Source organism: Flavobacterium stagni, assembly GCF_004122105.1.
GTDB lineage: Bacteria > Bacteroidota > Bacteroidia > Flavobacteriales > Flavobacteriaceae > Flavobacterium > Flavobacterium stagni.
Map to the genome: position 1 here is coordinate 111,550 of NZ_SBKN01000004.1, position 15,151 is coordinate 126,700.

At 39.4% G+C, this 15,151-nt stretch carries 13 protein-coding genes; 6 read left to right on the forward strand and 7 right to left on the reverse strand.

All coding sequences use genetic code 11. The annotated features are described in order from the left end of the window. The first annotated feature begins 123 nt into the window (after window positions 1-123). Window positions 124-1,452, forward strand: a complete 1,329-nt coding sequence (gene mtaB, locus EQG61_RS07910; RefSeq protein WP_129461387.1) for a tRNA (N(6)-L-threonylcarbamoyladenosine(37)-C(2))-methylthiotransferase MtaB — start codon at window positions 124-126, stop codon at window positions 1,450-1,452. Window positions 1,453-1,542: 90 nt separating this feature from the next. On the opposite strand, the gene EQG61_RS07915 is transcribed toward mtaB, so the two are convergent. The 4 genes from EQG61_RS07915 to EQG61_RS07930 are packed head-to-tail and all read right to left on the reverse strand — an operon-like array spanning window position 1,543 to window position 4,743. After that, window positions 1,543-2,901 carry a T9SS type A sorting domain-containing protein gene (locus EQG61_RS07915; RefSeq protein WP_129461388.1) on the reverse strand — a complete coding sequence of 453 codons (1,359 nt, stop codon included), beginning with the start codon at window positions 2,899-2,901 and terminating at the stop codon, window positions 1,543-1,545. After that, window positions 2,898-4,010 carry a hypothetical protein gene (locus EQG61_RS07920; RefSeq protein WP_129461389.1) on the reverse strand — a complete coding sequence of 371 codons (1,113 nt, stop codon included), beginning with the start codon at window positions 4,008-4,010 and terminating at the stop codon, window positions 2,898-2,900. The genes EQG61_RS07915 and EQG61_RS07920 overlap by 4 nt, the downstream gene beginning before the upstream one ends. Before the next feature lie 56 nt (window positions 4,011-4,066). Further along, window positions 4,067-4,408, reverse strand: a complete 342-nt coding sequence (locus tag EQG61_RS07925; protein WP_129461390.1) for a hypothetical protein — start codon at window positions 4,406-4,408, stop codon at window positions 4,067-4,069. A 59-nt stretch (window positions 4,409-4,467) separates the two neighbouring features. Next, entirely contained in the window at window positions 4,468-4,743 is a 276-nt protein-coding gene (locus EQG61_RS07930; RefSeq protein ID WP_129461558.1) for a GNAT family N-acetyltransferase, read from the reverse strand. Window positions 4,744-4,856: 113 nt separating this feature from the next. On the opposite strand from EQG61_RS07930, the gene EQG61_RS07935 reads away from it, so the two are divergent. Next, complete coding sequence (locus EQG61_RS07935; protein ID WP_129461391.1) at window positions 4,857-5,516, forward strand: alpha/beta hydrolase family protein; 660 nt, start codon at window positions 4,857-4,859, stop codon at window positions 5,514-5,516. 97 nt (window positions 5,517-5,613) lie between these two features. Beyond that, on the forward strand, window positions 5,614-6,507 hold the full coding sequence (locus EQG61_RS07940; protein ID WP_164974911.1) for a lytic transglycosylase domain-containing protein: 894 nt from the start codon (window positions 5,614-5,616) through the stop codon (window positions 6,505-6,507). Between the two features lie 546 nt (window positions 6,508-7,053). On the opposite strand, the gene EQG61_RS07945 is transcribed toward EQG61_RS07940, so the two are convergent. Further along, window positions 7,054-7,569 carry a DUF2892 domain-containing protein gene (locus EQG61_RS07945; protein ID WP_129461392.1) on the reverse strand — a complete coding sequence of 172 codons (516 nt, stop codon included), beginning with the start codon at window positions 7,567-7,569 and terminating at the stop codon, window positions 7,054-7,056. Window positions 7,570-7,720: 151 nt separating this feature from the next. Between EQG61_RS07945 and rpmH the strand changes: the two genes are divergently transcribed. From rpmH to EQG61_RS07960, 3 genes are all read left to right on the forward strand, one after another. After that, entirely contained in the window at window positions 7,721-7,882 is a 162-nt protein-coding gene (gene rpmH, locus EQG61_RS07950) for a 50S ribosomal protein L34 (protein WP_056072822.1), read from the forward strand. Window positions 7,883-8,045: 163 nt separating this feature from the next. Next, window positions 8,046-10,898, forward strand: a complete 2,853-nt coding sequence (gene carB / locus EQG61_RS07955) for a carbamoyl-phosphate synthase large subunit (protein WP_129461393.1) — start codon at window positions 8,046-8,048, stop codon at window positions 10,896-10,898. Window positions 10,899-10,962: 64 nt separating this feature from the next. Next, entirely contained in the window at window positions 10,963-11,919 is a 957-nt protein-coding gene (locus EQG61_RS07960; protein ID WP_129461394.1) for an ion channel, read from the forward strand. A gap of 48 nt (window positions 11,920-11,967) precedes the next feature. Here the strand turns inward: EQG61_RS07960 and EQG61_RS07965 are convergent, their stop codons facing one another. After that, window positions 11,968-14,001, reverse strand: a complete 2,034-nt coding sequence (locus tag EQG61_RS07965) for an FG-GAP-like repeat-containing protein (protein ID WP_129461395.1) — start codon at window positions 13,999-14,001, stop codon at window positions 11,968-11,970. Window positions 14,002-14,032: 31 nt separating this feature from the next. Continuing rightward, window positions 14,033-15,145, reverse strand: coding sequence for a hypothetical protein (locus EQG61_RS07970; protein WP_235829042.1), 1,113 nt, complete (start codon window positions 15,143-15,145; stop codon window positions 14,033-14,035). Window positions 15,146-15,151 lie beyond the last annotated feature (6 nt).

Sequence of the window (15,151 nt, forward strand, 5' to 3'; positions counted from 1 at the left end):
TATTCGCTCTTAAGAAAAGCGCTGGTTTTCTTTGTGATTTATATTCAATCCATTTTACGATAAAAAATATGTACCTTTGCGGCCGCAATCACTTGACAACGATTTCTAGGGTTGTGTGCATTTATGGAACAGCAAAAAAAAGTAGCCTTTTATACCTTAGGCTGTAAGCTCAATTTCTCCGAAACGTCTACTATCGCGAGAAATTTTCAAGATGAAGGATTCGAACGTGTCGACTTTGAAGACGTAGCCGATATCTATGTGATCAATACGTGTTCGGTGACGGATAATGCCGACAAACAATTCAAACAAGTCGTAAAAAAAGCTTTAAAGCTCAACGAAAAAGCGTTTGTGGCAGCCGTGGGTTGTTATGCCCAATTGAAACCGGAAGAACTAGCCGCAGTTGATGGTGTGGACTTGGTTTTGGGCGCTACTGAAAAATTCAAAATCACCGATTACATTCACGATTTGTCCAAAAATGATATGGGCGAAGTGCATTCTTGTGAAATTGAGGAAGCGGACTTCTATGTGGGCAGCTATTCCATCGGTGATCGCACCCGCGCGTTTTTGAAAGTGCAAGACGGCTGTGATTATAAATGTACCTATTGTACGATTCCATTGGCGCGTGGTATTTCCCGTAGTGATACCATGGCGAATGTGTTGCAAAACGCTGCTGAAATCTCTAAACAAGGCATCAAAGAAATCGTTTTGACGGGTGTCAACATTGGGGATTATGGTAAGGGCGAATTTGGGAACAAAAAACACGAACATACGTTCTTGGAATTGGTGCAAGCTTTGGATCAAGTGGACGGAATTGAACGGTTACGTATTTCGTCGATCGAACCCAATTTGTTGAAAAACGAAACCATTGAGTTTGTCGCCCAGAGTCGGACCTTTGTGCCGCATTTCCATATTCCTTTGCAATCGGGCAGCAATGCTATTTTGAAAAAAATGAAGCGCCGTTACATGCGCGAACTCTACACGGAACGCGTCGCTACAATTCGTGAAGTGATGCCGCATGCCTGTATTGGCGTGGATGTGATTGTAGGTTTTCCGGGTGAAACGGACGAGCATTTCTTGGAAACCTATCATTTCTTAAACGAACTGGATATTTCGTATTTGCATGTGTTTACCTATTCCGAACGCGATAATACCGAAGCCGCTTTGATGGACGGTGTAGTACCGAATAATGTGCGCGCTAAACGCAGTAAGATGTTGCGTGGCTTGTCGGTCAAAAAACGCCGCGCCTTTTATGAAAGTCAGTTGGGTACTACCCGCACGGTTTTATTTGAAGGCGAAAACAAAGAGGGCTACATCTATGGATTGACTGAAAACTATGTAAAAGTAAAAACACCTTGGAATCCCGAATTGGTGAATACGTTACATGAAGTGCAGTTGACGCATATTGACGAAGATGGTGGTGTGCGGATTGCGTTTGTGAATGTTGCGGTGTAATTTCTAATACTTCGATCGAAAATGCAATCGCGTGATGCGGTAGAAGGCTTCAAGAGTTTTGACGGAAAATAAATAAATATAAGGTCACGATTAATTTTTAATAATCTTGTGTGTAGAACTGTAATTCGCTGAAATTATTTTTAAAAAATAAATTCCCGATTGTAAAAAATCAATATTGATGTTTTTGGTATTTCCATCAAGTTCGTAAACAATATTTGAATAAATATCTAAAATTCGAATTTTAGAAACATCTTCATTTATGGAAATATTAATAGTACTCGTTGTTGGATTTGGATAAACCAATATATTGTCTTCTGAGTTAATAATTGAGTTGTTTAAACTACAAGTGCTAAATAAAATTGGAGCATTTTGACTAACTGTAGTACCATTACCAAGTTGACCAATATTATTTGAACCCCAGCAAAAAACATTACCTTGACTATTTTCTGCAAAACATTGAAAACCACCAGAAATAACTTTTGACCAATTAGATTCAATACCTATCTGAGTGGGGATCAATTTATTTGTTGTTGAATTTATACCTAATTGTCCATTTGAATTTTGTCCCCACGACCATAAAGTGCCATCAGATTTAATTCCATAACAAGAAAAATTTCCTGCTGATAATGCTACCCAAGGTAAGTTTGAATTAATTAGTTGTGGAGTATTTCTACCTGATTGAGAATTAATTCCTAACTGTCCGCTTGAGTTTTGTCCCCAACTCCAAAGCGAACCGTTTGTTTGCAAAGCAACACTGTAATAAGTCCCCGTTTCAATATCAACCCATTGATTAGAACTTCCTATTTGAACAGGTGTTGATTTATCTAAATAACTTCCATCACCTAATTGCCCGAAATTATTTCTGCCCCATGACCATAATGTTCCATTAGATTTTAAGGCAATAGTATGATCCGCACCTGATGAAACTTTCACCCAATCTGAATTAGTTCCAATTTGTATAGGAGTGAAATTACCTATTGTTGTACCGTTTCCTAGTTGGTAATAAAAATTATCACCCCAAGCCCATAAGGTCCCATTATTTTTTAATCCTATTGAAAAATCACCTCCACACTCGACTCTAAACCAATCATTTGAAGATCCAACTTGTACAGGTGAAGTTCTTGTAAATGAAGTACCATCTCCCAATTCACCATTCCCGTTAAATCCCCATGCCCATAATGTGCCATCTAATTTTATTCCAAGACAATAATTATATCCCGTTGTAACCGATCGCCAATTATTCAACGAACCTGATTGCGCGGGAGGAGAGACAATATTGGAAGTTGTGCCCAGACCAATCTCTCCAGATGTATTTGAACCCCATCCCCAAAGTGTTCCATCTGTTTTGATACCCATTGAGAAATTTCCTTTGCTGTAAATTCCTTGCCAACATTGAGAATAAGCATTGGCAAATCCAATAAATATTAGAGTAACTAGTATTTTTTTCATTTGTCGTAGTATATAATTTCACGTTCTGCTATCAGTGATGGTTTTCCTTCTTTTGTGCCTTCTAAATACATATAACATTTGATCCAATTTTTATGATCATCGTATTCATAGTCGTAATAGCGTGGTCTTCGGGAAACTCTTGTCATGGGCTGCCCCTCAAAATCAGGTAAAAAATCAATTTGAATTAAATCGCCATATTCATTATAATACCGTACTGTTTTTTTGATCTTTGAAGAATATTCCCCTTTAATGTCATAGTAAATAGACTTTTCGACATAATCCAACTTTCGGTGGTACACATATTCCTCGCTACACAAAAGTTCTTCTTTTGATGACAAGCTTACAAATACAATTCTCCCTTGTGCATCGTATTTAAAGTTTGCAATCATTTCGGGATAGTATTCATTCAATTCAAAATCAGTCCTTAAAAAATTAATGTTTACTCTATCGATATCATACTTGGGATTTAACTTAATGGAATATATTATCTTTGTAACTTGACTTTTTTCATTATAGTAATAAGTACGAACAGTACATATAATTTTTTTTGAATCCTTCAAAGATTGAAGTGAGTCTAGCGAAACACCCCATTCATATTCATTTTCAATAAGTATTTTATTTTGCTTATCTAAAATGTAACTAAACTTTGCAATATTAAATGCATCTTTTACCTCACCCGGTTCAGGTCCTTTTATACAATAGTCATATTGCGGAAATAAAGGTTTATCATATACATTAAGGTATCTTTTTTTTAAGTTACTTTTTATTTTTTTCTTAAAAATGGAATTATCATAATAATAAGTATAAATATCTTTCTTTCTCTGTTGGTATACTGTATCAATAGTTCCTCCCCAGAAGGTTTTGCATTGTCCTGTTGGATAATAATAAAAATCAAATTTAGGTGTAGCATCAGCCCTGAGCCTCATACTATTATATTCTTGGGTGCTGATATTGGGTTTTATATAGGAATATTTTCTTCGAATACTTTTTACTTTCCCATAGAAATGATATTCGTAGTTATCTTTAAAAAAATAGTTTGCATCATCTAAATCCTGTGCAGAAGTTAGAACTGCAGTAAATAAAAATAGGGTGGTAATTAGATATTTCATTGTACAGGTTTTTGGGCGGATAGTGATTTACAGCAGTATAAAAATAAGCATAATTTCTAATACTTCGACCGAAAATGCAATCGCGTGATGCGGTAGACGCCGTAGCCGTAAATTTCGACAAATTCATATTTATGACGACCGGGGTTTTTAAAATCGATGATTTTCTCGGCAGCGATTTCGTAGTATACACCAGCACCTTCAAGCATAAAACGGTTTCCCACATTGCGGTAGGCCGAACGCACGAGTTGGAACTCGGATAAGTTCCAAGTGGTATTTTCAGCCTCGACTTCTTCGGTACTGGTCATGAGACCTTCGGTGATTTCGGTGGCACAGCCGTAGTATTTTTCGATGTGTTCAAAAAAATCGAGAATGTTGTCGCGTAGTTCTTCGGTGTTCATGGTTTAAAGATAAAAAAAAGCCGCTTCTGTAGAAACGGCTTTATCAATAACTTATTTTGTTAGATACGAATTCCAGGGGGAAGCAAATCGCGATAGGTGGGATGCTTCCGCATAAATGCAGCTACTTTAGGGAAAACGGGAACGACTTTCAATTTGCGTTCGTAGGCGATTTCCATAATGTTTTTCAATAAATCGGTGATGAAGGCTTCATCTTCTGTACCGTTAATGCGGGTCAAGAAAATCTTTTTTTCTTGAAAGGAATACTCAACAGAAACCATTTCACCGTTGAACGTCGTCTCAAATTGACGTGCAAAGGTATTGTCCTTAATTTCCATTTGTTCCAAAATTAACTCTGAGTTCATCTTCTTTTCGTAGTATTCATTAATTTTATGCAAATTTCGGAATAATTTAGAAACTTTGCACCCTTTAAAGCGTTAAATCTTTGTGTATGACCCGAATTCCGGTTTACTTCATGCCCGGACTCGCCGCGAGTTCCTCCATTTTTGAACGAATCCAATTGCCCGAAGACCAGTTTGAAGTGCATTTGTTGGAATGGTTTTTACCCGAACCCAATGAATCGTTGGCGGCTTATGCCCAACGGATGGCGGCTCAGGTTACCGATCCAACGGCTCTATTGGTGGGTGTTTCCTTTGGAGGGATTCTTGTTCAAGAGATGAAAGCGTTTCTGCAACCGCGGAAGGTGGTGATTATTTCGAGTGTAAAATCCAATCGCGAATTCCCGCGCAAGTTCAAGGTGGCCCGAACCACCAAGGCCTATAAACTGATCCCGACGGGATTGTTGCAGGATGTCGAACTCTTGGTCAAGTTCGCTTTTGGGGAGACGCTGAAGCGCAAGTTGCATTTGTATGAGCAGTTTTTGCACATGCGCGACAAACGCTATTTGGATTGGGCGATCGAGCAAGTCATGTGTTGGGAGCGCACCGAAGTAGATCCCGCCGTGATTCATATTCACGGTACGCAGGATGAGGTTTTTCCTCCGAAATACCTTAAAAATTATGTGCCTGTCAAAGACGGAACGCATGCGATGATCTTGAGTAAATACCGTTGGTTGAACGCGCATTTGCCCGCAATTTTACTACAAGAATAGGGGGAGTGGACTGAAATTTGTAGTTTTGCAAAAGAATCGTGCGGTGCGTATACGAAACCGCTGTATTCTTACGTTGGACTACAAAAAACTGGCCCTTATGAAATCGATACGTTGGATGGCAACTGGTGCGTTAGCTGTTGTAATTACGGGATTATTTGTTTTCGCTATTTCTGGCGAAGAAAAGAAACACTTATTTAAAGAAGGTACGGCTCAGTATTTCCCTGCGAAAGTCGATTTTGCGGGCGAAGCGACACCCTTGCATCTGGCCGATGTGAAAGAACGCTTCGATCGGGAATTATTGGTGAATGCTAATTTACATTCGTCGACCATTTTAATTATGAAGCGCGCCAATCGGGCTTTTCCTGTGATCGAACCCATTTTGAAGCAATACGGGGTACCCGATGATTTCAAGTATTTGGCGGTGATTGAAAGTGCCTTGTTGAATGCGGTTTCGGCTTCCGGAGCGCGTGGCGTGTGGCAGTTTATGCCCGATACGGCTAAGGAAAAAGGCATGGAGGTGAGCGAAACGGTAGACGAGCGGTACCATTTGCAAAAATCAACAGAGGCGGCGTGTAAGTATTTATTGGCCGCCAAAAATAAATTTGGTTCGTGGACGATGGCGGCAGCGAGTTATAACGGCGGTATGAACGGTTTGTCTCGAAAACTAGAAGAACAAGGGGTAACCGATTATTACGATTTGTTATTAACCGACGAAACCCACCGTTATGTGTTCCGTATTTTGGCTTTAAAAGAAATTATGCAACATCCCGATTTGTATGGATTTGACGTGAGTCAGCACGAATTGTATGAAAATTTACCCACCAAAATCGTGGAAGTCGACAGTTCGATCAACGATTTGGCTAAGTTCGCCAAACTACAAGGCGTGAACTATAAAATCTTAAAAATCCATAACCCTTGGTTACGCGACAAGAAGTTGGCGAATCCAGGAAAAAAGAAATACCAGATTGAGATACCGACGAAAGGGTATTAGGAGTTGTGAATTAGGAGTTATGAGTTATGAATTAAGGTGCTGGAAGGCACCTTTTTTTTATTTTAAATTATAAAATCTAAATTATAAATTTCTGTTGAAGTTTCGGGAGGAATTTCGTGTAAAAGTAGAAAGAGTTTAATTGTTTAATAAGTACCTTTTAATAAGTACGTTTTCTTTTCTCTTGCTTCTTTTTTCTTTTTGCCACGAAGACTCAAAGTCACCAAGATTTAAGACCAGAAAAACTAGTTTTTTGGCCTGCTTAATTGCCTTAATTTATGCGGTTTAGTGAGTAGTCTTAATTCCTTAATGTTTTGAAATTTTGGAGCACAAAGTATCACGATGTTGACACAAAGTTTAAAAGGTTAATTTGTGTAAAAATGTAAGGGGTTTAATAGTGTAGAGTGAACCGTGATAATAACACGCGCCTTCTTTTTTCTTGCTTCTTTCCTCTTTCTTCTAAAAAAAAACTTTTCAAAAGTACCCTCATTTCTAATTTATAATCTAAAATAGAACATAAAAAAAGACCCCTTTCGGAGTCTATATTATTTAGATGCGTTTCATTTGTTCTTTCATCATGGTGATTTGCTCTTTCAACATGCCTTGTTTGTCGAGCTTTTTCACTTCGTTGATTAAGTTGGTGGCTTCCAATTTACGGCGGCGGGATAAAGCAATTCCGGCTAAATTTAATTTGGCTACCGCTAAGTCCATATCCATGTTCAATCCCAATTCGATGGCTTTTTTGAAAAACTTCTCGGCTTGGTTCAAGTTGGTTTGTGACACCATCAAGCCTTGTAAGTAATTGTAGTAGCCTTGTTGTTTTTTGATTAATGCCGTTTCTGGGTTTTTGATTTTGGCTAACCATTTTTGTGCGCCAGGGAAATTTTGTTTACGCATTTGTAAAAAAGCCAACAAAATAAACTCGTTACGGAAGTATAAAGCTAAAGGAAAAAGGGAAATGATGATTAAGAAAATTCCATTCCCTACGTTATTTTCGGTAAATTGCCATACCGCTGCAGCAAAAATCAGAACGGTTAAAACGATTTTGATATTTCTGTGAAACATGATTGTAAAATTTAGGTTGCAAATGTACTAAAAGGAATTTAAAATATTTTTAAAAAAGCGCTTGCAAGAAATAAAAACCTTTGTATATTTGCACTCGGTTTTGAAAAGCCGTAATCATAGAATAATTATCAGGATTTAAAGATATCGAACAATGAGTAAAAGAACATTTCAACCATCGAAAAGAAAAAGAAGAAATAAACACGGGTTTATGGAAAGAATGGCTACTGCAAATGGTAGAAAAGTCCTTGCTCGTCGTCGTGCAAAAGGAAGACATAAATTGACGGTTTCTTCTGAACCAAGACACAAAAAATAATGGTATTTACTATCATATATAAAGGCGTTACTTTTATTAGTAGCGCCTTTTTTTTATACTGTTTATAACTATTGATAAGTTGGCAACCCCGATTTTTTCAAAAGTTTTATAAACCGACTAATTTTGACACACACAACAATAAACAACTAAACCACAACACCACATGCCGAAAGATTCCTCTATCAAATCCGTTTTGATTATTGGTTCAGGTCCGATCATCATTGGTCAAGCCTGTGAATTTGATTACTCGGGGTCACAATCCGCCCGTTCACTTCGCGAAGAAGGGATTGAAGTTATTCTTATTAATTCCAATCCCGCTACCATCATGACCGACCCAGCCATGGCGGATCATGTGTATTTAAAACCCTTAACCACCAAATCGATTATCGAAATCCTAAAAGCGCATCCCAATATTGATGCTGTACTCCCTACTATGGGCGGACAAACGGCGTTGAACTTGTGTTTGGAAGCGGAAGAAAAAGGGATTTGGAAGGATTTTAATGTGCGTTTGATTGGGGTAGATATCAATGCAATAAACGTCACCGAAGACCGTGACCAGTTCAAAACCTTATTAAGTAAAATCGGTATACCTTATGCGCCGGCCAAAACGGCCAATTCTTTCTTGAAAGGAAAAGAAATTGCGCAAGAGTTTGGGTTTCCTTTAGTAATTCGTCCTTCGTTTACGTTGGGTGGAACTGGGGCAGCTTTTGTACACCGCAAAGAGGATTTTGATGAATTGTTAACCCGCGGTTTGGAAGCGTCACCGATTCATGAGGTGTTGATTGACAAAGCGCTTTTGGGTTGGAAAGAATATGAATTGGAACTTTTACGCGACCAAAATGATAACGTCGTGATTATTTGTTCCATCGAAAATATGGATCCGATGGGGATTCACACCGGGGATTCTATTACGGTAGCGCCTGCCATGACGTTGTCGGATACGACCTTTCAAAAGATGCGCGATATGGCCATTCACATGATGCGCTCTATCGGGAATTTTGCTGGAGGGTGTAATGTGCAGTTTGCCGTTTCTCCCGATGAAAAAGAAGATATCGTTGCTATCGAAATCAATCCACGGGTATCGCGTTCGTCGGCCTTGGCGTCTAAAGCGACTGGATATCCGATTGCAAAAATTGCCAGCAAATTGGCTTTGGGGTACACCCTTGATGAATTGCAAAATCAAATAACGAAATCCACTTCGGCCTTGTTTGAACCGACGTTGGATTATGTCATCGTGAAAATACCGCGTTGGAACTTTGATAAATTTGAAGGCGCAGATCGTACCCTCGGACTCCAAATGAAGTCGGTAGGTGAGGTGATGGGCATCGGGCGCTCGTTCCAAGAAGCGTTACACAAAGCCACGCAATCCTTAGAAATCAAACGTAACGGTTTGGGTGCTGATGGAAAAGGTTATAAAAACTACGAACAAATTATAGAAAAACTCACCTATGCGAGTTGGGATCGCGTGTTTGTAATTTACGATGCGATTCAAATGGGAATTCCGTTGAGCCGTATTCACGAGATTACCAAAATCGATATGTGGTTCTTGAAGCAATACGAGGAATTGTATTTCTTGGAGAAAGAAATTTCGAATTACCGCATTGATACATTACCCAAGGAATTGTTATTAGAAGCCAAACAAAAAGGCTACGGCGACCGTCAAATTGCGCACATGTTGGGCTGTTTGGAGAGTCAGGTGTACCGCTTGCGCGAAGACATGAATATTCGTCGCGTTTACAAGTTGGTGGATACTTGTGCGGCCGAGTTCAAGGCAAAAACCCCGTATTACTATTCTACTTTTGAAGCGGAGATTGAAACCGCTACTGGAGAACGCTATGTTTCCAATGAAAGTATTGTCACAGACCGTAAGAAAGTCGTGGTGTTAGGTTCGGGACCCAACCGTATTGGACAAGGAATTGAGTTTGATTATTCCTGTGTGCATGGGGTTTTGGCGGCAAAAGAATGTGGCTACGAAACCATCATGATTAACTGTAACCCGGAGACGGTGTCGACCGACTTTGATACGGCGGATAAATTGTATTTCGAACCTGTATTTTGGGAACATATTTACGATATCATCCAACATGAAAAGCCAGAAGGCGTGATTGTACAGTTGGGTGGACAAACGGCTTTGAAGTTGGCCGAAAAATTAAACCGCTACGGTATTAAAATCTTCGGAACCAGTTATGATGCCTTGGATTTAGCCGAAGACCGCGGTCGTTTCTCGGGCTTGTTGAAAGAATTAAATATTCCGTATCCTAAATTTGGTGTAGCTGAAAATGCAGAACAAGCGTTGCAATTGGCAGATCAATTGGAGTTCCCGTTATTGGTTCGTCCTTCTTATGTATTGGGTGGCCAAGGGATGAAGATCGTGATCAACAAGCAAGAGTTGGAAGAACATGTGATTGAGATTTTAAAACATATACCGAATAACAAATTGCTGTTGGATTACTATTTGGATGGTGCCATTGAAGCGGAAGCGGATGCTATTTGTGATGGTGAAAATGTGTACATCATCGGAATCATGGAGCATATCGAACCTTGTGGAATTCACTCGGGCGATAGTAATGCGACATTGCCTCCTTTTAATTTGGGCGAATTTGTAATGCAGCAAATTAAAGATCATACGAAAAATATTGCCTTAGCCTTGCAAACGGTTGGGTTGATCAATATTCAGTTTGCCATCAAAGATGATATCGTTTATATAATTGAAGCCAATCCAAGAGCTTCTCGTACGGTGCCTTTTATTGCGAAAGCGTATGGCGAGCCGTATGTGAATTATGCGACCAAAGTGATGTTGGGTGAGAAAAAAGTCACCGATTTCACCTTTAATCCGAAGTTGAACGGATTTGCAATCAAGCAACCCGTTTTCTCTTTTAATAAGTTTCCGAATGTGAATAAGGCACTCGGTCCCGAAATGAAATCAACGGGAGAAAGTATTTTGTTCATTGAAGATTTAAAAGATGATCAATTTTACGATTTGTATTCCCGACGAAAAATGTATTTGTCTAAATAAGAAAAGGCTGCTTTCGGGCAGCTTTTTTTATGCGTGAAATTGCGTAGTTTTACCAAAAAAAAGCATGGCCTTTCGCACCCCTTTTAATTCCAAAGCCCGCACCGATGCCAATACCGGTTTAGGTACCAATGCCGCTAGTTATGGCGGACGATTCTTTACCAAATCGGGTAATGCCAATATTCGAAAGTCGGGTATCCCTTTTTTGGATAGTATCAGCTGGTACCATACGATGTTGACCTTACCGCGATGGAAGTTTTTTGTGATTATCTGCGGATTTTACTTTTTGGTGAATTCTGTTTTTGCCTCGATGTATTATGCTTTAGGGGTCGAACATTTGAATGGCGTCAATGCCAATTCGAGTTGGGACGCCTTCGGTCAAGCGTTCTTTTTTAGTGTGCAAACCTTCACTACGGTAGGGTACGGACATGTGAGTCCGAGTGGCTTCTTGACGAGTTTTGTCGCAGCTGTTGAAGCCTTATTTGGTTTGTTGAGCTTTGCCATTGCAACAGGTTTGTTTTATGGACGATTCAGTCAGCCCAAAGCCCATATTTTATTTTCCCACAATGCCATCATTGCGCCGTATAAAGGCGGTACAGCTTTAATGTTGCGCATGTGTCCGTCCAAAAACGCCAATTTGAGTGATGCGGAAGCGCGAGTAACGTTGGGAATGCATGTTGAGGAGAATGGACAGATGGTCAATAAGTTTTTTACTTTGGATTTGGAGTTGTCCACGATTAATGCGTTGAATTTAAACTGGACCTTGGTACATCCGATAACAGAAGATAGTCCGTTGTATCAATTTACAGCAACTGATTTTGAGAATACTGTGGGCGAACTCATTGTGTTTTTAAAAATGTTTGACGATATGTATAGCAATACGGTCATGAAGCGCACTTCCTATACTTTTGATGAGATTGTTTATGGCGCCCGTTTTCTTCCGATGTTTACGCGTGATGTCAACCAACAGAAAACAATTTTACAAATCGATAAGTTGAATGCCATCGAAAAAGTACAATTATAAAAAAAGCCCTGATTTGACGTCAGGGCTTTTTTTTGGAATGTATTGTGTTTAGTTTTTCACGATTTTCTGAGAAGCTGCATTTCCATTCGCATCTAACACTTTTAAAAGGTAGGTTCCTTCGTTTAGTGATTGGATGTTTAGGGTGTCATTTTCAATTTTAGAGGACAAAACCATACGGCCATTTAAGTCATATACTTCTGCGCTTACAGCAGTGTATCCTTCTTTGGTTTTAATGGTGATGCTGTTTTTCGCAGGGATTGGGAAAACACTCATTGCTGACACATCAAAAGTAGTGTTAGCTAAGGTCGAACCTTCTGTGATATCAATTCTTTGGTTAATTCCAGGATTGTTAATCGTATCTACTGTTCCCGAAGGCCAACGAATGATTACTTGAGTAATTGCGGTATTGGTCCCAATTCCGAAGTGTGCATTTAACGAACTCATGTATTTGAAACCTTCACCGCTACGGATGTCACGAATTTGTTTTCCAAAAGCACCATAGATTTCAACGCGAGCTCCAATACCGTTGCTGTTGCTTTGTACACCATTTAAACGGATTTTAATCCAGTTATTTCCGTTTGGTACGGCATAACGAATTGTAGATCCATTTTGGATATCCAAGAAACCATCATTGTTCAAATCTCCTACAGCACCTACAGCAATTCCTGTGTAAGGTACAGCTGAAAACGTATTGTTACCTTGATTAAACATAATTTTGTTTCCACCGCCTAAAACATCCACTTTACCATCGTTATCAAAATCGTAAGCAATGTTGTCAATGTTTGTTGAAGTATTGGTATCCCAACCAGATCCTGTTGTAATGTTAGTGAAAGCAGTCAACGAACCTGTGGTTTCAAAATTATTTCTAAAGAATTTATGCAATCCAGCACTTGCTGTAATAATTACGTCCATATCGCCATCGTTATCGAAATCGGCAATACCCGAAGACCATGTTTGAATAGGGGTTACGTTCACACCTGCTGCTGCAGAGATGTTAGTATAGGTTGTACCGCCATCATAACGAATTAACTGACATGGAGGTCCGGAACATTTTGAAATGAATACATCTGAATCTCCGTCATTATCAAAGTCAGTAAACAATGTGGCATAGTTTCCACCGCCACTACTTAAATTCATAGCACCAGGCGTAATGTTGGATTGGTAATACGTTAAATTTCCATTTCCATCATTTAAATAATATACATTTTCATTGATGTCATGACAAGAGAAGATGTCCAAGTTTCCGTCTTTATTCAAATCGGCAAAATTGGTACGTTGACAAAAGATATATTGTCCCGGTGTGTACCCAGTATAGGACGATCCATTATTCGCTGAAGTAAGGATTGACAACCCACTTCCGTTTCCAAGTACGATATCATTATAGCCGTCTTTGTTGTAATCTCCAGCGGCCATACTCCAATTGGGGTAAAAAGAAACATCGGTAAAAGGATAATTTACAACATTGAAAGTACCTGCTGTTGAAGTTTGGTAATGTACTTTCATTGTTCCAGTACTAATTCCTACTACATCATCCAAACCATCATTGTTCATGTCAACTACACAAATATTGTAAGTGTTGTTGATCGTTGAAACTGTTTGCGTAGTATAATTTACTGGAGTAACCGGGGGAACTACAATTGGGTTTTCAGTTAATTGGAAGGTAAATCCAGCACTGGTCCATTTATTATCCCAAGCGATGTAATACGTAGTTCCTGCTGTCACATTAAAAGTGGCTACAGTAGAGTAATTAGCCCCACTATCATCATCACCAGCATAACAAGTCAGTGCACCACAAGTTCCTGTGTAAATGTGTACACGCGTGTCCACTCTTGGTGTGTTTGCAGTGATGTCTGTAGATAAAATTACCGTGTAATTTTGAGTTGGGGTGTAGCTGTACCATTCAGCGGCTCCATTTGTTCCTAAAGCCCCGTTAGCAGCACATATTGTTGGAGGTAATTCTGTACCGTTTACGGCTGTCACAACTTGTGTTCCAGCTGTAATAGCTACAGCCGTTCCACAGGTGTCTTGTGCCTGAGTGAAAACTGCGGTTAGCAGGGTTAATAATAAAGTAATTTTTTTCATATTGGTTAAAGGTCAGGTTATATTAAATTGTTTAGTTACAAGGTTGTAAGGAATTAATCCATTGCTCGATTAATTGAACGCCTTCCGTATGGATGATGGAACGCCCATGCAGTGGCATCATGTAGGATTCATTCTCAGTATTGATACGGTAATACAACATCGAGCGGTTTACGTTTCCTGGCGCCACAATTTTACTCAAGGCCGGAGGGAAATCCTGCATATCAGCCGTAGGGACACAAACGCCCATATTGGTTGGGTTGTTGTAAGTTTCCGTAAAGGCAAAACGCATAGGTCTATAATAACAATGACCTAATTCACTATGGCAATGCGCACAATTGATGTCGAAATAGGAGCGAACTCTTTTCTCAAGCGGTTGCGAAGTATCGTTATAATTGATTGTCGTATTTTCAGCGGTAGGCAACGTCGCACTGTTTTCCAATATCCCCAACTCTTTCCATTTGGTGATTTGGTTTTTTGATCCCGTAGCATACGTGTAATTGAAGTTGATGTTTTGAGGTTTGATACCGATTGGTGCATTATAATACAAACCTGTATCATTGTTTCTTAATTTATGACACGTAACGCATTGGGCTTCATTAGGAAAACGATAATTGGCAGTTTTTACCGTGTTGTTTTCCATAAAACTGATGGTCATATTGCTTCCTGTCATATTCAAAAAGGCATCTGTTTGTTCATTATTCCAAATGTATTCCGCGAAAATCCAACCTTCTGCTTTTCGAATCATGATACGTGTTTCCATCACCCGGCGCGTATTGTTGGGTTGAACTTCGTCGTAATAAAAGGTTTTTATGATCGCAGCTCCAACAGGAAGCTCTAGAATTTTACCGTCACCATTGTACGTCGCTTTAGTCCCTTCGGGTAACCACACAAAACGTTTTTTGTGGGCATAATCGGTAAAAAGTGCACTGGCTGGTTCGTAAGGGATGACATTGAGTTCGGGTACCATATCCACCATAGGAGCTTTAAAAAAATGGTAATCCGATAATTTGGCATAAGGTACTTGGGTGAGGTCGACAGTTACCGGACTCACTTCTACATATTCCGGGTCGTCATTGGAGGAACACGAGTAAATAAATAGCGAGAAAATAGCTGCAAGCAACCCAAATAAGTAATATTTTTTCATCATTTT

What these genes read in the sequence shown, in the direction of transcription:
- mtaB (WP_129461387.1), top strand. Translation starts at nt 124, where the DNA reads ATGGAACAGCAAAAAAAAGTAGCCTTTTATACCTTAGGCTGTAAGCTC.
- rpmH (WP_056072822.1), top strand. Translation starts at nt 7,721, where the DNA reads ATGAGTAAAAGAACATTTCAACCATCGAAAAGAAAAAGAAGAAATAAA.
- EQG61_RS07935 (WP_129461391.1), top strand. Translation starts at nt 4,857, where the DNA reads ATGACCCGAATTCCGGTTTACTTCATGCCCGGACTCGCCGCGAGTTCC.
- EQG61_RS07940 (WP_164974911.1), top strand. Translation starts at nt 5,614, where the DNA reads ATGAAATCGATACGTTGGATGGCAACTGGTGCGTTAGCTGTTGTAATT.
- EQG61_RS07920 (WP_129461389.1), bottom strand. Translation starts at nt 4,010, where the DNA reads ATGAAATATCTAATTACCACCCTATTTTTATTTACTGCAGTTCTAACT.
- EQG61_RS07925 (WP_129461390.1), bottom strand. Translation starts at nt 4,408, where the DNA reads ATGAACACCGAAGAACTACGCGACAACATTCTCGATTTTTTTGAACAC.
- EQG61_RS07960 (WP_129461394.1), top strand. Translation starts at nt 10,963, where the DNA reads ATGGCCTTTCGCACCCCTTTTAATTCCAAAGCCCGCACCGATGCCAAT.
- EQG61_RS07915 (WP_129461388.1), bottom strand. Translation starts at nt 2,901, where the DNA reads ATGAAAAAAATACTAGTTACTCTAATATTTATTGGATTTGCCAATGCT.
- EQG61_RS07930 (WP_129461558.1), bottom strand. Translation starts at nt 4,743, where the DNA reads ATGGAAATTAAGGACAATACCTTTGCACGTCAATTTGAGACGACGTTC.
- EQG61_RS07970 (WP_235829042.1), bottom strand. Translation starts at nt 15,145, where the DNA reads ATGAAAAAATATTACTTATTTGGGTTGCTTGCAGCTATTTTCTCGCTA.
- EQG61_RS07965 (WP_129461395.1), bottom strand. Translation starts at nt 14,001, where the DNA reads ATGAAAAAAATTACTTTATTATTAACCCTGCTAACCGCAGTTTTCACT.
- EQG61_RS07945 (WP_129461392.1), bottom strand. Translation starts at nt 7,569, where the DNA reads ATGTTTCACAGAAATATCAAAATCGTTTTAACCGTTCTGATTTTTGCT.
- carB (WP_129461393.1), top strand. Translation starts at nt 8,046, where the DNA reads ATGCCGAAAGATTCCTCTATCAAATCCGTTTTGATTATTGGTTCAGGT.